Raw genomic sequence first — 19856 nt, forward strand, 5'->3', positions numbered from 1 at the left:
CAACATACCAACTAAACCCGTCCCATCATCCCTTTCCGAAGAGTCTTCTGAAAAATCCGTTCTTCTTCTTTTCTTTCTCACCGAAGGCTCGCTTGGTTTCTTTTTCCTTTTTGCCGAAGATGCGTTGAAAGACATTGGTGTCTGAACGGTATAGATCACAGGATATCTTTCGCTGTTGTGATGAGGATAATTCAGGGAAATGTGCCCTGCTGATGGAAGCGAGTTCCTTGTCGGCATTTACCTTTTGGAAAAAAGTGGCTACGATGGGCAATGCTGTTCTTGCTCCCTGACCCAGCGCCGTGGAGCGAAAGCGGATGCGCGGATCATCGGCACCTACCCAGGCACCAACCACCAGATTGGGAGTCATTGCTATAAACCAGCCATCCGCATTGGATTGTGTGGTGCCGGTCTTCCCTGCCATCTCATTGTTTATACCATAGCGTGTACGCATGCCGGCACCGGTGCCTTCATCGATTGTACGCTTTAGCATGTGTACCATCATCTGCGCATGCTCGGGTGACAGTGCCTGCTCAGTTTGTTGTTCAGGTTCAAATGCCTCCAATACTTGACCTTGCCGATCAGCTATAGCCGTAATGTAAAAAGGTTCTACACGTTTACCGTTGTTGAGAAAGCAGGCATAGGCACGCACCATTTCCATCATGGATATATTAGCAGCACCCAACGCTATAGCGGGTACAGCGGGCAGATCGCTATCAATACCCATCCTCCGCGCCAATGCTACCGTGTTATCAATACCCGCTTGCTCCAATACGCGAACAGACACGGTGTTTACCGAATAAGCCAGGCCGCCGGTAAGCGAGTATTTCAAATCGTAGTTATCTTCTGTATTCTCGGGAGTCCAGCCTTGCATATTGGTATATTCTACTTTTGCTGCGGAAAAGAAATCGCAAGGGTCAACACCGTTCTCCAATGCTGCTGCATATACAATGGGTTTAAAAGTAGAACCGATCTGCCGCTTGGTTGATTCGCGCACGTGATCATATTGAAAGTAATGATGGTTGATCCCTCCTACCCACACACGTATAGCGCCCTGCTTGGGGTCCATGGCCAATACACCGGCCTGTAAAAATTTCAAATAATGGCGAATAGAGTCCACCGGACTCATCATTATTTCCTGTTCGCCGTTATCCATTAATACACTCATCAGTACCGGTGTCTTCATTACCTGCATGATCTTATCGTGCGAAAGTCCTTCGGCAGAAAGTGATTTATACCGGTCTGATTTCCGAATAGCCTCATTCAGTAATTCCGGAGTGCGCTGCCACGGATCGCGTTTTCCCCAATGATTGCGAAATACTTTTTGCAGCGACACCATCTGTTTATTCACAGCCTCTTCAGCATATTGCTGCAGGCGTGAGTCGATGGTGGTATATATCTTCAATCCATCTGTATATAGATTATAAGGATCACCATTTGGCTTGGTATGCTGCCGACACCACTCCTTCAACTCCTGACGGATATATTCACGAAAATACGGAGCCAGACCGGTGTGGTGGGTAATTTTATTATACTGAAGTTTAATAGGCAATTTCTTCTTCGCATCGGCTTCCGCTTGTGAAAGCTTATTGTATTTCTGTAATTGATCGAGTACAGTATTTCTTCGCTGTCGTGAGCGCTCAGGAAATATTCTGGGATTATAAGCATACGTTGATTTGAGCATGCCAATGAGTACTGCAGCCTGGTCCACTGAAAGGCCGCGCGCGTGCACTGAATAGAATCGTTGCGCTGCTGCTTCTATACCAAACGTATTATCGCCAAAAGAAACTGTATTTAAATAAAGCGTGAGAATAGCGGGTTTATCATATATATCTTCGAGGCGTGAGGCAACGATCATTTCGCGCATTTTATTGATGGGTGTTGAGAAGAGCCAATAATTTTTCCGTGGATATAAGTTCTTGGCGAGCTGCTGGGTAAGTGTACTTCCTCCTCCGGAAGATTCCCGCTGCAACAGTATACTCTTGAAAAACACCCGCGTCAGGCTGCGTGTGTCGATCGCACCATGTTCGAAGAATCGAATGTCTTCTGTAGCAAGCACAACATCGGTCAAATGCTGTGGAATGTCTGCGTATTGTATATTTGATCGCTCCTGTATAAAATACTTCCCCAACAATACGCTGTCGGCACTATATACTTCCGTAGCCAGTGGATTTTCTACAGCACGCAGTTCATCTCGGTCCGGTAACCTGCCGAAAACTCCCATCCACACCAGGATAAATAGTGCGGCAAAAAAGACAAGAAAAAACCCTGCTAAAAAGGCACCTGTAAACAGTATCTTTTTAACAGGGGATTGGGCTCTAAATCGCGACAGTATTTTCTTTCCTATATTTTTGGCAAAAGTCATGAGTCGATTCGTCATTCGCTGTGAATGTTTTTAACACAACGCAATTTTCATCAAAATATTCCGCGATACCGAATCAATCTCGTTGTATAACTATTTAGCCAGAAATGCTGTGAGCATCCAGTGATGTTTCTCGATCTTTTTAATGTATCCTTTGATCATCTGTTCCGTACCGGCATCCTCCTGTTCTGACGCAATGCTCAACACATTCACCAGGTAGCCAAGTAAGATACGGAAGTCGCTTAATACTTCGCGCACCATTACTTCTGCCTGCAGATCGGAGCCTGTCTCCTTAATGGCAGAATGTTCGAGATAATCGTGCATCGTACTCAGCGGCGTATGGCTGAATACACGAATGCGCTCTGCAATCTCGTCTATATGCAGAGCTACTTCTGTATATAGTAATTCAAATTGCTCATGCAGGTCAAAGAAATCCTGGCCTTTTACATTCCAATGATAATTTCTCAGCTTCTGATAGTGTACCTGGAAGTTAGCAAGCAGCTCGTTCAATGCACTTGCGATACGATCTGTCTCATCGGATGACCATCCCAGCTTAATAGGCTTCGCCTTTGCCAGGCGAGTATCTAATTGTGTCTTTGCTACATTCTCGATATCCATGATGCAGAAAATTTAGTTCTGCAATACAGGATAAAGAACTATTCCTGCCGGCAATCAAAAGGAGACCGTGGTATAACGTGGATTTTATTACACAGCTATCGCAGATACGGTTCTATTACCCGCGCCCAGATCAGGTAGCCCTGTGAGTTCAGATGAAGTCCATCATCGATGAATATACCTTTCTTTGGATAGCCTTCTTCATTTAGCAACGGTGTCCACATATCGATATAGGTAACATTCTTCTGATATCCAATCCAGTCTTTTAGTATTTTATTATAGAGGATGTATTGATCTTTCAGCTTCCAGCGGGCAAGGCTTGGTTTGGGGGAAATAAAAAACACCGGCACTTTCTTCGACAGGTGTGTGCGTATGGATTTCAGGATACTGTCAGCACCGGCAAGTATTTCTTCTGGCTTCTTCCCGGCTGCCAGATCGTTGTCGCCTTCATAGATAAAGATGCGCTCTGGATTATAGGGAAGAATAAGTTTATCGGTATAGTATACAAGGTCAGACATCTGCGATCCGCCAAAGCCCCGGTTCACAACATTATACTGCGGATAATATTTTTTGATATCGCCCCAAAAACGAATACTGGAACTGCCTGTAAAGAGAATAAGCTTTTTTCTGGTAATAGCGGTATCGCCTGCAATCAATTTCTTCACTTCCTGATCAAAGCGAAGCGGGTCTTGTGCCTGAACGCGTATAGACGAAGAAAGAAGTATCGAAAGAACGACATAGCGAAATGCGTGCATAGCTTTTTTATAGCAAGATATGAGTCTGGTATAAAGATGCAAATAACAATTACACCAACGTATACTTTCAAAAGCACCGCATGCATTTGTTAACACTGAGTTGTTTGTATTCCGGTGCAATCAGAGGAATACCTGATTGCACATTAAGAAAACAAATCGGAGCTTAGATAGCGGTCACCGCGATCGCAAATGATAAATACAATTATACCTTCTTCAATTTCACTGGCGATTTTCATGGCGGCACTGAGTGCTCCGCCACTGCTCATGCCGGCTAATATACCTTCTTCGCGCGCGAGGCGTCTGGTATACGTGCGCGCATCCGCTTCGCTTACATCGATCACGCGATCGACACGCTGTGGCTCAAATATCTTCGGCAAAAATTCTGGCGACCATCGGCGGATGCCCGGTATACATGCGCCATCGGTAGGCTGCGTTCCTACAATTTTTATGGCCGGGTTCTGTTCTTTCAGGTAACGCGATACGCCCATAATGGTGCCGGTGGTTCCCATGGCCGATACGAAATGTGTTACTTTACCGTGTGTATCACGCCATATCTCGGGGCCGGTAGTTTTATAGTGCATGCCGTAGTTATCGGCATTGGCAAACTGATTTAATATATAGTATCCTTCTTTTACCGCCATCTCTTCCGCTAACTGCCGCGAGTATTCGATAGTGCGTGCTGCCGGCGTCAGAATTACTTTGGCGCCATAGGCTTCCATAGCCAATACGCGTTCGCGGGTAGAGTTATCAGGCATGATGAGCGTCATGTTAAGTCCCATCAACTGTGCGATCATGGCGAGTGCTATACCGGTATTTCCGCTGGTGGCTTCTACCAGTTTATCGCCACGTTTTATATCTCCGCGGTCGAGCGCACCTTTAATCATACCGTACGCTGCACGATCTTTTACACTGCCTCCCGGGTTATCACCTTCCAGCTTTCCATAGATGGTAACGCGTTTGTTTACAGGTATATGTTGCAATTCCACCAGTCGTGTATTGCCGATAAGTTGTTCAAGTGTCATAAAATGGGTAGATACAGTTCTGTGACTCCAACGAATAATTTTAATAATCAGTTTCGGCTACAAATGCAGCTTTGCCCCATTCTTCTTTTTCTTTTCCGCTCCACAGTTCGGGAAAGAATATGATCTTGCGGAAACGGGGCGGCAAATATTTCTGCCAGTTGGTACCTCCGGTAGCCTTAATGTCTTCAGGGTCTTTATGCAAATAATGTCCGGCCGATTTCAAATGTGCCAGCGGCCAAAGTACATTCGACAGTGTATCGAGTGCCCGAAGCCGTGATGCAATTTCATCTTTTCGAGGCGATGCAGCAAAATATTTAGTATATAGCTGGCGCAGATTCCGGTCTTTCATACGCACACCGGTGTCATGGAAATCGCGCATATACTTTTGTTCGAACTGTTGCAACGTCAGCGTCTTTTTACCGGTAGCCAGTTCGGTTGCACCACTGCGCCAATATAGTTTTTCAAGTAATGTACTAATCTCATGGTTGTTGATCTGGTTGCGCTCGGTTGCATTCACCAGGTTTATCATATCGGTAGAGTATATTTCGATAAGCCTGTATTGTGCCGACTGAAAACCGCTGGCAGGAAGCAGCGCCATTCTGAACTTCAGAAACTGCTCGCGCTCCATGCCTTTCACCATGATATCGAACGAATTTTCGAGATGACGAAAATAGCGCACGATACGATCGAGGCGATCGATGAAAAAATCTTCATCCGGATTTTCGCGAGCCGTGACTTGTTCCAACTCATGCAGGATTAACCGGAAATATAATTCAGTAATCTGGTGATACATGATAAATACTTTCTCATCCGGAAATTGTGTCTTCGGACTTTGCAGACTTAGCAATGTATCGAGATGAATGTAATCCCAATACGTGAGATAGTCTGAATATAGCAAACCATCCAGGTAGGAAGAGAGGTCCTGCCCCATGGCATCATATTTGGCCTGCAACTTTTTAAGCTGACTTACAAGTTCAGCATCAACCTTATTACCTTCCATTGTAAAAACCTCAGAATGTAAAATACTTGTGTAAATTGGCATCAAAGTTAACTCATTAATCCTAATCTGTATGTCAACACAAACAGCGACCGGAACCCAGACAAAAAAATCGATGAAGCAGGATGCTTTCGATCATCCGGATTTTTATATGCTTGACGATCTGCTGACGGAAGAACACAAGCTTATCCGCAATTCGATCCGCGACTTTGTAAAACGGGAGATATCGCCCTATATAGAAGATTGGGCGCAGCGTGCGCATTTTCCATACGAGATTGTAAAGAAGTTCGGTGAAATTGGAGCCTTTGGCCCTACAATTCCTGCTGAATATGGCGGTGGTGGCCTCGATTATATAGCCTACGGACTGATCATGCAGGAAATTGAACGCGGTGACTCGGGCATGCGCTCTACGGCATCGGTGCAGGGTTCGCTTGTCATGTACCCGATCTATAAATTCGGCAATGAGGCTCAACGCAAAAAATACTTGCCCAAACTCGCTTCCGGTGAATGGCTGGGGTGCTTCGGATTAACGGAGCCCGACCATGGTTCGAACCCGGGGGGTATGGTCACCAATTTTAAAGACATGGGTGATCATTACCTGTTGAATGGCGCCAAGATGTGGATATCCAATTCGCCCAGGGCAGACGTTGCGGTGGTATGGGCCAAGAATGAGCAAGGCCGGATTCACGGACTGATCGTTGAACGCGGCATGCCCGGATTTACTACACCGGAAACACATGGCAAATGGTCGTTGCGGGCAAGCACAACGGGTGAGCTGGTGTTCGACAATGTTAAGGTGCCGAAAGAAAATTTACTTCCGAATAAAAATGGTTTGGGTGCTCCACTCATGTGCCTCGACTCTGCCCGTTATGGTATAGCGTGGGGCGCTATAGGTGCAGCCATGGACTGCTATGATTCTGCCAGACGATATGCATTGGAACGCGTTCAGTTCGGCAAGCCGATCGCTTCTTTCCAACTGGTACAAAAGAAACTGGCAGAGATGCTAACGGAAATCACAAAAGCACAATTGCTTAACTGGCGATTAGGTGTATTGATGAATGAAGGTAAAGCTACTACACCACAAATCTCTATGGCGAAACGAAACAGTGTGCAGGTGGCATTGGAGATTGCGCGTGAGGCGAGACAGATCCATGGCGGCATGGGTATAACCGGAGAATATCCGATTATGCGCCACATGATGAACCTCGAATCGGTTGTTACGTACGAGGGTACACATGATATACATCTGCTGATCCTTGGCAATACTATTACGGGGATACCTGCTTTTGTTTAAATTTATTTCCCACAGAACTCACCGATAAACACAGATCAATGCAAATATATTCTGTGTAAGTCTGTGAGTTCTGTGGGGGCTTTTATTTCTATAATTGAATCAATCCGTTTCGCAGCGCGTACATTACTAATCCTACGCGCGTTTTGAGTCCGAATTTTTCGAAGAGGTTGTCGCGGTAGCTTTCTACAGTGCGTGGGCTGCAAAACATTTTTTCTGCAATCTCTTTATAGGTGAGCTCCGTGGCGGCATAGCGAAGAAAATCCATCTCGCGGTCGTTCAATGCAATCTTTACTGCAGGGGCAGTTTCTTTTTCATTCGATAAACTCATAAGAACTTTATGTGCTATCCAGTCGGGGTAATAATATCCTTTATCTACCAGGGCATCGAGTGCTTTCTCCAGTTCCATCGGGTGCACATTTTTGAGCAGGTATCCTTTGGCACCACAACGGATCATCTTGAGCAACGTTTCTTCTTCATCCTGCATCGACAATGCTAGGATGCGTATACCGGGGTGGTGCTGCGTGAGCCATTGTGCTGTATCGAAGCCATTCATCACGGGCATATTTATATCAACCAATACGATGTCGGGTATATTTCCCGGCTGTTGAAATCTTTCCATGAGGGCTTTACCATTCTCCGCCTCGTACAATACTTTGTATCGCCTGAACTTTTCGATGATGCCGCTAAGGGCTTCGGCTATCAGTATATGATCGTCTACAACAACTACAGAGTGCTGCATAAATCAGGCGTTTAGTTTATGGGCTGGTATATATAGTTTCATGCGCGTTCCGCTTCCCGGTGTGCTCTCCAATGTAAATTCTGCACCGATAATGTCTGCTCTTCGTTTCATATTACCAAGACCTATACCTTTGGCATTAATGGCTCCATCGCCCTGTATAAATCCCTTCCCGTTATCAGCCGCTTGTATCGCAAGTCCGTTCCCTTCGAACTGAAAGTCGAGATTCAGTTTTGTACAGCCGGAATGTTTTACACTGTTCTGCAAAAACTCCTGTAAAATACGCAACACAAAACTTTTCACCGCAGCAGACGCCTGTATTTTCATGTGCGTGGTATGAATTTCGGCTTGTGCAAAACCGGCTGCCTGTACTTTCATAAATTCTGCACTGATCAGTTGGTACAGATCAATGTGCAGGTAATTATTGTCGGTAAGGTTGCGCGAAAGACTACGCAGATCGGATAGCGATTCATTTATAATATCAGCGATTGTTGTGATCCGCTTGAGCGACTCCAGGTTATCACTGGTTACCTGTTGTGCATAGAGTGCTGCCAGGGTCAGCTTCTGCCCTACATTATCGTGTATCTCGCGGCCGATGTTTTGCATCGTCTGTTGTTGTACTTCAATCTGTGCCTGCATCAGCTCACGCGAAAAGCGTTCGTGCATGTCTTCGATTTCCTCCTGGTGCTCCAGCTTGCGCTTCCGGTATATGAACATCACTGCCAATACAGCCAGCAGGAATACGATCAGCACGATCATCGATGTGCCGATCAGGAGTAATCCTTCCTTTGTATCATCCATAAAAACATAACTGTATAAGTAGTATATAAAACATAGTTCATAATGCTCATTACATTGACCAGCATCTGCAGTATATTTTTGTATGTTGTAACAATGTAAAGCCAGTTGCTCATAGCAAAATACGGAAGCGTGCCCGTTGTAAACAACAGGAATGCAAACAGCATGTAGAAGAATGGCTTTCTAAGAAAATTGAAGTCGGTTGGGTTTTGCAACATCTCGTATAGCTTCATAATAGAACCTATAATTACCAGGATGGAACCGAGGCAATAGGCCAATACATTAAAATGATTCTCTTCCAGGAAGAGCACCTGTGTTACAGCACTGAACGCAACCAGCACTACTGCCGATGCCAGCAGAAAGCGCTTATACCCGGGCTGATTCACTGCCAGGTAAAAAATGATGAGGTAAAGCAGGTATTGCAGGGGAATCATAATATTGTACATCGAGGCGTTCACGCTTCCTTTCGCTGCAAAGAACAGCTGGTATACTTCTACCAGCACGATCATTAACAGTAACACCGGGAACAACCGGAGGTATTTACTGTTTTTTATAACGGGAAAAGCCAGTAACGAACTTAAAAATGCAGCGAACTCGAAGTACGGTATATATCGATTCATACAACATCTGCTTTTACTTTACACAATGTTAATAACTTCTACTGGCACTGAGCACAGCAGCGGTGGCATCACTACAGGTTGGCGGACATAACAATCCCTGGTTCTTCACCATGCCGGAAGTAGCCGCGGCATTGGCAGACGTTAAATCCAGCACCAACGGCTTTTCAGTTTTCGGCATTTTCAGTAATGGTATATAGGTGAGTTTGCCATCCGTTTCCTTTTGATCGACTTTTCCCTGATCCTGTTTCTGATCGTACTTCTCTTTTTTCACATCATTGCTGTCGGCAACATCGCTCTTTACGGCACCACTTTCTGAGAAGTATTTGGCAGAGTAACGCGGATCAAAATCAACCGGAACGGCATCACCTTTCTGTTGCACGGTGGGCACCATAAAAAGCGTATGCAGGCTCTTATAGTTCTGCCCGTTGTGCATCGGCCCATTGGCAGGATATACTGCGTAATAGAACCGTATGCCCAGCTCTTCGGGCTTAACGTCTACCTGTCTGGAATACTCTTCTATAAGACATATAAATTTTTTGAGTGTATCGATAGAATACCAACAGCTTCTCGATGCCTTCAGACTATCGACAGTCATAAATGGAGCCGCATTTACCAGTGCCGCATGTGTATCGCCATAGCGTGCAACACCTTTCATAAACTCTTCCACAGTAAGACCATAAAATTTATCCTGTTTACAGTTGTAACAGTTTACCACCACAGCGGGATCGGGTTTGCAAGCAAGAAGGAACAAGAGTGTGCCCATCATGATCAGACTGGCAGAAACAACGCGTGATTTCATAATGCTATAGTTTGTTTAGTGGGAAATAGGTACAATTAAAAATAGACAGGAAAAGAAAGTATTGAAAGGGGCTGTCTCGCCACATCGGTTAAAATCACCCTTATATGTGGCTAAATCTTATGCGATCGCCATATTTAACTTTATCCCAAGTGTATTTATAGTGTAATGCACACACTCCTTCCGTTAAATAACGGTGTTATAAATCGCTATTTACAAAGGGCTTTTCAGTTAGCAGCACATTGTTCACCGCCCGGTTTACTCCGAATATTGTTACACGAAAACGCCAGCATCTTCCGGAAGAGATCGGCAAAACCGTTTGCTAAAATTTATACTAAAAGACCTTAATCATGAGTTACGTTTTTAAAGGAAAACTTTGCGGCTTCTTTTGCAATGATTGTTCAGAGCCGCTCGATCGCGTGAAAGTACGTCTCTACCGACCATCCAGAAGTGAGAGTGTAACCATACTGGCTGTAGCGGATGCCAACCAGACCTTTCACCAGGTACATGCCGATGAGTTAAAAGCAAAGCAGAAATTACTCATCGCAGAAACTACAACGGATGCCAGCGGCGCATTTACTTTCGAGTTGGGAGAAAAAGAAAAATATAGTGGGGAAGCATTTGAAATAGACTTCGTTTGTGGAAACAATTATCACAAGCCGGTTCCACCCAGAAAATTTGAAGAGTTCCAGTTTCACATTACTACTCTGCAACCACAGTGGCGCGAAAAAGGAACCGACAACCAGGCGGTAAATTATTTCGGCTGGGAATATTGCGTTGCTGCCAAGTGGTGGTGCCTCATATTACGCATACTCGACCTATGGGTAATCTGCGGCCGTGTTGTTGATTGTGAAACCGGTAAAGCCGTGGAAGGTGTGCGCGTCTTCGCATTTGATGTTGACCTGCTCCAAGATGATCCACTGGGATCGGCATACACCGATGTCAACGGGCATTTTAAAATTACCTATACTTCGGCTGATTTCTCGAAGACTATATTTTCATGGCTCAATGTTGAATGGCCGGCAGGCCCGGATATATACTTTAGAGTAGAGACACCGTCAGGGCTTGTGCTTCTGAAAGAAGATCGTCAAACCGGTCATCGCGCAGACAGAACCAATGCCCACAATTGTTTCTGTGTAAAACTGTGTGTAAAATCGGTGCCTGTTGATGTTCCGTGGTTTACACATGTTGGCAACTATAATATTACTTCGGATATTGATGGTTCCGGTCTGACTACCCATGACCGTTCTTTTGCCGGAGATACAGGTTATGGTTTTTTTAGTGCTATCAAACTGGTGGGTTACGCCACCAAAAAAGTTCCGACGGCACCTTCCATGCCGTTGTATTATCGCTTTGTATACTCGGTGGATGGTTCGCCTTGGGCTCCTGTAACCGAAGCGAATATATACCTGCGAATAAAAGTTGGTGTTCGTCAAATTACATGGGGAGGCATTACTGCTTTTCAGGATATAGTGATTGACAAAAATCAACCGGCATCTGCGGCAGACAGTATTCCTGCTGACAATGCTCCCAACCCTATCCCGGATCACGTACTTAGACTCGATGCCAATGGATGGGTTCGTGTAGACCAGGTTGGTCTGGACAATGGATTCTATGGACCACTTCTGTGGATTGACTCCAACACGATCGTTCCTGGCGGAGATCCAAAAGTTGCTGCCGATACAGCCGGAAATATACCTGCTGTGCCTAAAAACGGGAAGAAGGTATCTTTTGCATTTCAGACAACCGATGATCCTTCTAATCCTGCCTCATCCAATTTCAGAGAGCAATCTATACAAGCGCTTATCCATATCAACAACTGGAATGAGCACAGTATGTTAACGCTTGAAGAACTGACAACGGGTGGCGGTAGTGGATGTAACCCGATTACAACAAATGCTCATGTACACTATACAGCAGATCATGAGTTGATGGCAGCGTGGGGCCTTGGCGTTTCATCAGCAGCTATACCGTCTGGTATTACCATTACCAATGCATCGGGCCCAACGCTTATACTTCCAAGAGGCAAAGCCGATACGATAGACTTTGCCAATCCGGGCACCGTTAACCCGGCCTTCAACACCTGGCCATCCTGTGCTTACAGGCTGGCACTGACAACAAGGCGCAAGCTTACCGATGGCGAGTATAATGACGTTGCCAAAGACTATCCGGTAATACTCTTTTGCCGATAGCAAAATATACTATAGGAATATGCTGAAAATCCTTTAACAGAGTAAGCCCCGGATGCCGAAAAGGGTATAGAGTAGGTAATTTTCTCAAAAACCGTTTTGTATGAAAAGATTTAAAAGTATTCAACCTGCTATAGCCCATCCGGTTGTGCGGGTAAGTGTTCCGGCTTCTGTAGCCTATGACTTCGACTCGCTGACGAAGGTTACCCAAAAAATCCTCGGACAGTTAGGTTGTGGCGGATGTCACTCCGGCCGTTGGATACAATACGAAATTGAAGATCGTTTCGTAGTAAACGAACAACTCGAAGTAAACCCTATCTTCAACGGTATCAGAATCAATGAACAGGTATACTGACACCGGTGTCGGACTGATTTACTTTGCAGGTCTTGAACCTGTAGTAGAATCACTTTCCAGGTACATTGACGTGATTGAGGTTGAGCCTCAAACATCATGGTTCAAGGAATCCCTGGAGAGTGATTCCTTTACCATCGATCCGCAGATAACAACATTTCTGCAAGCATGCCCGCAGCCAAAGATATTTCACGGTGTGGGTTTCCCCATCGGGGGCACTATACTTCCGCAGGCTACGCATTTTAAAACGCTGCAGGAACATGCAGCGTTGCTGAAGCCCAGATATATAAGCGAACACCTGAGCTTCAACAAATATACCGATCGCTCCGGCAGTATACATCAGGCTAACTTTCTGCTTCCACCGTTGCAGAATGAGCACGGTATAGCTACGGCTGTATACAACATCGCTCACTACAAAAAACATTTTGATATACCTTTCGCGTTCGAGACTGGCACAAACTATCTGCAACCGCAGCCGGGCGAAATTCCCGATGGTGAATTTATAGCGCGCATTGCAGAAGAAAGCGACTCCTATATTTTACTCGACTTGCACAACCTGCTGGCCAATGAAAAGAACGGACGTCAAAAAGTGAAAGACTTTATCAATCAGCTTCCGCTGGAACGCGTTGCTGAAATTCACCTGGCAGGTGGCATGTACTATAAAGATTATTACCTCGATGCACACTCGGCCGTTAGCTCAGCCGAATTACTGGAACTGTCGCGGGATATTATCCGAAAACTGCCGGCTTTGCGAAGTATTATTTTTGAAATGCTCCCGGAATATTATAATCGTTCGATTGCTCTATCGGATATTGAAAACCAGTTTATTGCTATGCACCGCTTGTGGGATGAGCGTGGCACAGCGCAACAACCCGCGCGCGCCATTCCGCTGACTACTTCTGCCGACAATACAACTACATCAGCCGAATGGGAATATATACTGGGCAGCGTTGTTAACAATCACTCAGAAGAACATGTACTGACAACATTTCTTCAACAAGACAAGGGAACAGAAATTATCAAAGACCTTATATTTGAATTTCGCGCTTCAGCTATTGTAAGCGCATTGAAAATGAGCAGCCGTCTTATCCGCCTTACCCTGGGCCATGAAAAGTTCAACGCCATGCTGCGACATTATTGTGCCACGAATCCTTCGGAGCTTTTCATTTTTGCCAGTGGTGAACGGTTTGCCCGGTATATATCAGCGCTATCGCTGGATATACCACACCTGCAAACATTACTGGAATTTGAGCTGGCATCCGGCTACACACGTATGGACGGACAACCGCGAACGGTAAATTTCGACTGCGATCCTTTTATATTGTTTGAGTCGTTGCTAAACTATAAGAAGCCGGAACTGCCGCCCGCGCAAGCGATCTATGCGGTAGATATTGAGCCGGATGATCTCCATCAAAAAGATAAATCGCTTATGCAATACAACACGGTATTTCATAATTGATCTATAGTTGCAGTAGTTTTAATCTTAACCAACACATTTCACTGGTTGCGACCTGCGCCTTGCCACAACGCGGGAAGCAATCGGTGATTTGTAATGGTTATATCTGTTAACCGTTACACGTTAATAGTTATCCGTTACAAATTAATGGCGGTGTGTGTGATTGGGCTCTCAGAGAAATCACAAACCATTAAAATACAATCATTGATATACCTCTTCTAAATAACTGATAACTAATAACGATTAACTTTTAACGGATAACCACTAACGGCTAAAAACTACTTTCCCTCCTATAATTGTCATGGCTACTTCGGTTTTGAGTATAGCTGATTCTGGTATTGTCATCAGGTCTTGCGTGAAAACGGTGAAGTCTGCGAGCTTGCCCGGTTCAATAGAGCCTTTGATATTTTCTTCGAACGCGCCATAGGCAGCATCTAATGTATAGGAACGCAAAGCCTGTTCGCGTGTCATCTTTTCTTCGGGTTCATAGCCACCTTCGGGTTCGCCCTTCAGTGTCTTGCGAGTAACGGCTGCATAGAAGCAAGGTATAGGATTAACAGGCTCTACAGGGGCATCGGTGCCATTCACGATCCTGGCCCCCGACTTCAATAACGTCTGCCATTTATAGGCGCCTTCCCTGATGCGCTTCTCTCCCAGTCTTTCAATGGCCCACGGTCTGTCAGACGACATGTGTATAGCCTGCATGGCAGGAATAACACCGAGCGTTGCAAAACGTGGCTGATCTTTCGGATCAATGTGCTGCGCATGCTCAATACGAAAGCGATGATCTTTTACGGAAGGATTTTCCCTGAATGCAGTTTCATACCGATCAAGTATCTCGCGATTGGCGCGATCGCCAATCGCATGCGAACATACCTGGAAGCCATGCTTCAACGCTTCACGTGAAGTCTTCAACACCGTATCCATGGATAGTGTCGCCATGCCTGAAAATCCGGGCCGATCGGTATAGGGCTCCAATAGCCACGCACCACGCGACCCGAGCGCACCATCACAATTTAATTTGATGGAACGAATGGTAAGTATATGCGCAGAATCTATCTCCGGTCCTTTCCGTAGCCACTCATAAATAAGATCGCGATCCCAGCCTGTAAGCATTACATACATGCGCACGCTGAGCTTACCTTCATTTTTGAACTGATGGTATAGATCAATGTTTTCGCGACTCACACCGGCATCATGAAAACTGGTGATACCATTTCGCAGGCATGCTTTAATAGCAAGATCAAGCGCCTGTGCATCTGTTTCGACCGTGGCTTGTGGTATATGACTTGACACGAGCGTCATGGCTTGTTCATTGAACAAACCGGTGGGGTTGCCCATTTCATCGCGGATGATCTCTCCGCCTTCTGTATTTTTACCCTGTATATTTTCTTTTGTTACCAGCGACACACCGGCAATTTCCATGGCCTTCGCGTTGGCAAATGCAGCATGGCCACTGGCATGCCAGAGAAACACCGGGTTATTGGGAGATACTTCGCTCAACTTGGTGTGCACCGGAAAACCCTTCACCACTTTATCAGGTTTCACAGTCCATTTGTCCTGATGCCATCCGCGGCCTACAATCCATTGCCCGGGCTTTGCTTTACTGGCCGCCTCCTTTACTTTCTCAATCATCTCCTCAAAGCTTTTGATGTTCATCAGGTCAAGATTCAGTTCATTGTAGCCAATACCCATCAGGTGTGCATGACCTTCTATAAAGCCGGGCATCATTGTCTTGCCTTGCAGGTCTATCACTTTTGTGTCGGCACCTGCATAGCGGGCTGCATCTTGTGCCGAACCGGCGAAAACAATTTTATCGCCCGTTACGGCTACCGCCTCTGCCTGCGGATGCGCGGCATCCATCGTATAAATCGTTCCGCCTTTAATTAGCAGATCAGCAGGCGTTTGCCGGGTGGTGCATTGCGCCAGCAGCATAAGGACCAGCGCGAAGGTTGCATATTTTCTCACGACAGTTGAGTTTGGTTTCGTGGTGTTAATGTTAAGGATAAATTATTGAAGAAGTATGCAGCTATTATCTTTACGGATTATATGCTGGATATGCGTGCAAGGCTTTGGATTTTTCTGCTACTGATATTTTACTGGCTGGGATATATGATTGTGATACGCGGAATCTTTCTGACGTATAACTATGACCTGACTGCCCAACTTTCTGCTTACGAGATCTTTCAAACCATGCTGCACGGCTTGCGCATGGATGGAAGTATGGCGGGCTACCTGCTGGCGTTCTCGGGGTTGCTGCTCACCATCTCTGCCGTTATACCAGGGCGCTGGATACATCCGGCTCTTACGTATACCAATCTGGCAGTAACAATACTGAGCTCGCTGGTGGTAGTGATCGATATGGAACTATACCGGCACTGGGGCTTTCGTATCAACAACACACCGTTCTTCTACATGGGCTCGGGTGCTGTAGGAAGTGTAAGTACGTGGGTATGGATAAAGGGAATCGCCATCTGGATTATCCTTTCTGCTGCGTGCGGGTGGATCTATATATATACGATTGGCCGGTATACAAAGGTATTGCCACCGGCACAGCAAAAGAAATCAGCCTTTGTACTGCTGGCCGCGGCAGGATTGATGTTCCTTCCTATACGGGGCAGCTTTAGCGTAGCACCGATGAACACGGGTTTTGTATACTTTCACAAAACGAAAGTATATGCCAACCATGCGGCCATTAACGTGCTCTGGAATTTTTTATATAGTATCCGCAAAAGTGCACAGAGCAGTTACCCGGAGAATTTTTTCGACAAACAAAAAGCAGAACCACTTTTCGCTTCGCTATATCCCGCAAGCGATTCTACTGCCAGATTGTGGAGTGCTGCAAAACCCAACATTATCGTTATCATTATTGAAAGTTTTACAGCGGATGTGATTGAACCGCTGGGCGGTATAAAAGACCTGTGTCCTAACTTCACCGGGCTTTGTAAGGAAGGTATATTATTCGATAACTTTTATGCAAGTGGCGATCGCACCGACAAAGGTATGATCAGCGTGCTAAGCGGTTACCCGGCTCAGCCACAAACTTCAATCATCCGCTATCCGGCCAAAACACAACGGCTGCCCCACCTGAACAAGCACATGCATGCACTGGGATACAAGAGTTCATTTATATACGGTGGTGATGTTGACTTTGCCAATTTCCGGTCATACCTCACCAACGGTGGGTTTGATCACATCACCGACATGGACGATTTCCCCGGTAATCTGAATACTTCCAAGTGGGGCGTGCACGATCACTATATGTTCAACAAAGCGCTGGCAGAACTCGACACCACACGCACTCCTTTCTTCAAAGTAATTTTAACATTGAGCAGTCACGAACCTTTTGATGTGCCGATGGACCCCTATATCCAGGGGCAAGATGAGGAATCGCTTTTCCTGAATGCCTGCCACTATACCGACAAAAGCATTGGTGACTTTATACGGTCGTGCAAAAAACAGCCGTGGTGGAATAATACGATTGTTATCATGACTGCTGATCACGGTCACCGGCATCCTGGCAATAAATCGCTATATACGCGCGAGCGATTCCGTATTCCGCTATTGATGGTGGGCGGGCCTATCAAAAAAGATAGCGTTATCCATACCATAGCAGGGCAAACGGATATTGCCAACACGTTGCTGGCACAGCTCGATAAGTCATCGCCGGAATTTTTGTTCAGTAAAGATATTCTCGGCAACAAGGTTGTGCCCTTTGCACCGTTCTTCTTTACAGACGGATATGGTTTTGTGATGCCCGATAAGTTCATCGTTTATGATAACCCGGGCAAGCAGTTCCTGAAAAAAGAGAACGTTGATGAACATGATATCGAACTAAGCAAAGCCTATCAGCAGATATTGTTCAGCGACTACAACAAGCGATAGATATAGTATATTTCATTACCCCCCACAACAGCCATGAAGAAATTATCCATACTGATAATTGTTATTATGTGCACCACGGCTGCACACGCACAGGAGTTCGGCCTGTCATTCTCCTATTTCCTTCCGAAGAACGGATACTTCTCTACACCCATCAGTCCTTTTTCCATTCGAGGATTAGGCTTTAACATTAATCGCTTTCTTGCCCTGGAGACCGGTGCATCGCTATACCGTATGTCGGGGTTGAATATGAAAGACCTTCCCTTTGAAAGTAAATCTCCGCTCATCGGTCCTAACTTTACGCTCTTCGTTCCCGTTGAGCTGGTTATTCAGCTGCAGGGACAGAATGTTGAGTTCGATGTTAAAGGCGGTGTATTCGGTTTTCACGGATTTGACCAGAAGCTGAACTATGGCAACTTCGATCGCGCCATACGTACGTATGAGAACTGGCAGGTTGCCAACAGCGATCTCACGTTTAGTAACAAGCCCGGCTGGGGCTACCATGCCGGTGCAGAGCTCACAGTATATGTAACAAGCCAGGTAGGTGTATCCATCGAAACGAATTATCTGATGGGTGCATCGAAGTTTCCGTTGAAAGGTTCTTATACCGGCGGCAACACAACACTTGAAACCAAAGAGGTTGATTATGCTCAGGCTAAAATTGATTTTACAGGTCTTGAGTTTTCTATCGGCCTCATCTTTAATTCCGGTGGCGGACCTTCCGCTCCGAAGAAAATGAAGATGAAAAGGAGAAGGCGCTAAACCGCGTAGTCGATGTAGTCCCAGGTGGAACACCTGCCGAGGACTACAGCCTGACTATTGTTCTTCTCTTCGCAATATACCCGATGTATTGCGTTCCATCGCAGGCAATGGAACCGTGTTGCCTTCAGCAACATCTTTATTATACTTTTTATACAGCAGGCGTGAGTCATCCGTAAATACTTTGAACGCCGCCTTTGACGTTGCTTCCTTTATCGCGACTGAATCATGCTCCACTTCCGGCACCGGCAAAATATAGTATTCCTTCTTTACGCCGCTGGTGCGTTGTATCCATTGCAGATAATACGCAGCACTGTCGATGGAGGTGATGGTGCTATCCGGTGTATAAGCAATCTTCTGTAATTCAAGATACGCCATGGCGCCACCGTCCGTATAGCGTTTGCGTTGGCCGGATACAAAATTACCAAGCGAATAGGCTACAAACTGATTTTGTTCTTTCCTCCACTCCATTGGCTGAATTACGTGTGGATGTGCGCCGATCACCAGTTGGGCGCCATGTTTGAAACAAAACTCCGTCAACATTTTTTGCTCTTTCGATGGGAGGCTTTGATACTCCGTTCCCCAATGGGTAAATACAACGATAACATCGGGCTTCAGCTCGCGTGCCCTTCGCAGGTCTTTGCGCATAACCGCTGTATCGAGGCGATTCACAATATTGGGTTTATATACCGGCAAACCATTCGTGCCATACGTATAATTCAGGAGAGCAAGACGGAAACCATTCTTCTCTAACAACAACGGATGATCGTTCATGCGGCTTACTGTATCCGTAAATGTACCGGTGTGAGGAATGTGTAAACTATCGAGCATCATTATGGTGCGTTCCAATCCCTTTTTACCACGGTCTACACAGTGATTGTTAGCCGTTACCAGTGCATCAAAACCAACGGCTTTCAACGTCTGCGCCAGCGCATCGGGAGAGCTGAACTGCGGGTAACCTTTGTGTGGTGGTCCGGCCAGTGTCACTTCAAGATTGCCAATGGCCAGGTCAACATTTTCGATATAAGGCTTTACATACTGGAAGCAACGCGAATAATCAAACTTCTTCGTGGTGGCATCATACGCAGCGGCGATCTGCGAGTCATGGCCCATAATATCTCCAACAAACAGCAATGATAGCCGGGTGGTATCCTGCGCCTGAGTAGCGTGTATGCATACCAGTAAAAGGAAGAGGACTATAATTCTTTTCATATGTAAATTACCAG

17 protein-coding genes are annotated in these 19856 nt (G+C 45.8%); 6 read left to right on the top strand and 11 right to left on the bottom strand.

Annotated elements, in window-relative coordinates:
* Nucleotides 1–25 precede the first annotated feature (25 nt).
* From V7Q33_RS09170 to V7Q33_RS09190, 5 genes are all read right to left on the bottom strand, one after another.
* On the bottom strand, nucleotides 26–2377 hold the full coding sequence (locus V7Q33_RS09170) for a transglycosylase domain-containing protein (RefSeq protein ID WP_331983625.1): 2352 nt from the start codon (nucleotides 2375–2377) through the stop codon (nucleotides 26–28).
* A gap of 75 nt (nucleotides 2378–2452) precedes the next feature.
* A complete protein-coding gene (locus tag V7Q33_RS09175; protein ID WP_331983627.1) occupies nucleotides 2453–2977 on the bottom strand; it encodes a Dps family protein in 525 nt (174 codons plus the stop codon).
* A 95-nt stretch (nucleotides 2978–3072) separates the two neighbouring features.
* Nucleotides 3073–3729, bottom strand: coding sequence for a GDSL-type esterase/lipase family protein (locus V7Q33_RS09180; protein WP_333819652.1), 657 nt, complete (start codon nucleotides 3727–3729; stop codon nucleotides 3073–3075).
* 143 nt (nucleotides 3730–3872) lie between these two features.
* On the bottom strand, nucleotides 3873–4751 hold the full coding sequence (cysM, locus tag V7Q33_RS09185; protein WP_331983629.1) for a cysteine synthase CysM: 879 nt from the start codon (nucleotides 4749–4751) through the stop codon (nucleotides 3873–3875).
* Nucleotides 4752–4791: 40 nt separating this feature from the next.
* On the bottom strand, nucleotides 4792–5751 hold the full coding sequence (locus V7Q33_RS09190; RefSeq protein ID WP_333819654.1) for a tryptophan 2,3-dioxygenase family protein: 960 nt from the start codon (nucleotides 5749–5751) through the stop codon (nucleotides 4792–4794).
* A 70-nt stretch (nucleotides 5752–5821) separates the two neighbouring features.
* Between V7Q33_RS09190 and V7Q33_RS09195 the strand changes: the two genes are divergently transcribed.
* A complete protein-coding gene (locus V7Q33_RS09195) occupies nucleotides 5822–7042 on the top strand; it encodes an acyl-CoA dehydrogenase family protein (RefSeq protein WP_331983633.1) in 1221 nt (406 codons plus the stop codon).
* Nucleotides 7043–7130: 88 nt separating this feature from the next.
* Here the strand turns inward: V7Q33_RS09195 and V7Q33_RS09200 are convergent, their stop codons facing one another.
* From V7Q33_RS09200 to V7Q33_RS09215, 4 genes are read right to left on the bottom strand one after another with little or no spacing between them, the layout of a single operon-like run.
* Nucleotides 7131–7781: a response regulator transcription factor gene (locus tag V7Q33_RS09200; RefSeq protein ID WP_331983635.1), complete on the bottom strand. Its 651-nt coding sequence runs from the start codon at nucleotides 7779–7781 to the stop codon at nucleotides 7131–7133.
* Between the two features lie 3 nt (nucleotides 7782–7784).
* Nucleotides 7785–8579 carry a sensor histidine kinase gene (locus tag V7Q33_RS09205; protein ID WP_333819656.1) on the bottom strand — a complete coding sequence of 265 codons (795 nt, stop codon included), beginning with the start codon at nucleotides 8577–8579 and terminating at the stop codon, nucleotides 7785–7787.
* The gene (locus tag V7Q33_RS09210) at nucleotides 8549–9196 is read right to left on the bottom strand and encodes a hypothetical protein (protein ID WP_333819658.1); all 648 of its coding nucleotides are present in this window, start codon (nucleotides 9194–9196) and stop codon (nucleotides 8549–8551) included. Before V7Q33_RS09210 ends, V7Q33_RS09205 begins: the two co-directional genes overlap by 31 nt.
* 28 nt (nucleotides 9197–9224) lie before the next feature.
* Nucleotides 9225–9995: a hypothetical protein gene (locus tag V7Q33_RS09215; protein ID WP_331983641.1), complete on the bottom strand. Its 771-nt coding sequence runs from the start codon at nucleotides 9993–9995 to the stop codon at nucleotides 9225–9227.
* Nucleotides 9996–10342: 347 nt separating this feature from the next.
* On the opposite strand from V7Q33_RS09215, the gene V7Q33_RS09220 reads away from it, so the two are divergent.
* The 3 genes from V7Q33_RS09220 to V7Q33_RS09230 all read left to right on the top strand — a co-directional run bounded on the left by V7Q33_RS09220 (nucleotide 10343) and on the right by V7Q33_RS09230 (nucleotide 13992).
* Nucleotides 10343–12184 carry a hypothetical protein gene (locus V7Q33_RS09220; protein WP_333819659.1) on the top strand — a complete coding sequence of 614 codons (1842 nt, stop codon included), beginning with the start codon at nucleotides 10343–10345 and terminating at the stop codon, nucleotides 12182–12184.
* 100 nt (nucleotides 12185–12284) lie between these two features.
* Nucleotides 12285–12536 (top strand): hypothetical protein, encoded by a 252-nt coding sequence (locus V7Q33_RS09225; RefSeq protein WP_331979930.1) that lies wholly within the window; start codon nucleotides 12285–12287, stop codon nucleotides 12534–12536.
* A complete protein-coding gene (locus V7Q33_RS09230; RefSeq protein WP_331979932.1) occupies nucleotides 12520–13992 on the top strand; it encodes a multinuclear nonheme iron-dependent oxidase in 1473 nt (490 codons plus the stop codon). The genes V7Q33_RS09225 and V7Q33_RS09230 overlap by 17 nt, the downstream gene beginning before the upstream one ends.
* 261 nt (nucleotides 13993–14253) lie before the next feature.
* Here the strand turns inward: V7Q33_RS09230 and V7Q33_RS09235 are convergent, their stop codons facing one another.
* Nucleotides 14254–15957 carry an amidohydrolase gene (locus tag V7Q33_RS09235; protein WP_442945928.1) on the bottom strand — a complete coding sequence of 568 codons (1704 nt, stop codon included), beginning with the start codon at nucleotides 15955–15957 and terminating at the stop codon, nucleotides 14254–14256.
* A 45-nt stretch (nucleotides 15958–16002) separates the two neighbouring features.
* On the opposite strand from V7Q33_RS09235, the gene V7Q33_RS09240 reads away from it, so the two are divergent.
* Both V7Q33_RS09240 and V7Q33_RS09245 read left to right on the top strand, forming a co-directional pair.
* Nucleotides 16003–17874: an LTA synthase family protein gene (locus tag V7Q33_RS09240; protein ID WP_333819661.1), complete on the top strand. Its 1872-nt coding sequence runs from the start codon at nucleotides 16003–16005 to the stop codon at nucleotides 17872–17874.
* 33 nt (nucleotides 17875–17907) lie between these two features.
* A complete protein-coding gene (locus V7Q33_RS09245; protein WP_331979936.1) occupies nucleotides 17908–18633 on the top strand; it encodes a hypothetical protein in 726 nt (241 codons plus the stop codon).
* A 54-nt stretch (nucleotides 18634–18687) separates the two neighbouring features.
* Here the strand turns inward: V7Q33_RS09245 and V7Q33_RS09250 are convergent, their stop codons facing one another.
* Nucleotides 18688–19842, bottom strand: a complete 1155-nt coding sequence (locus V7Q33_RS09250; RefSeq protein WP_333819662.1) for a CapA family protein — start codon at nucleotides 19840–19842, stop codon at nucleotides 18688–18690.
* Nucleotides 19843–19856 lie beyond the last annotated feature (14 nt).

The organism is Ohtaekwangia sp. (assembly GCF_036786105.1).
Lineage (GTDB): Bacteria > Bacteroidota > Bacteroidia > Cytophagales > Cyclobacteriaceae > Ohtaekwangia.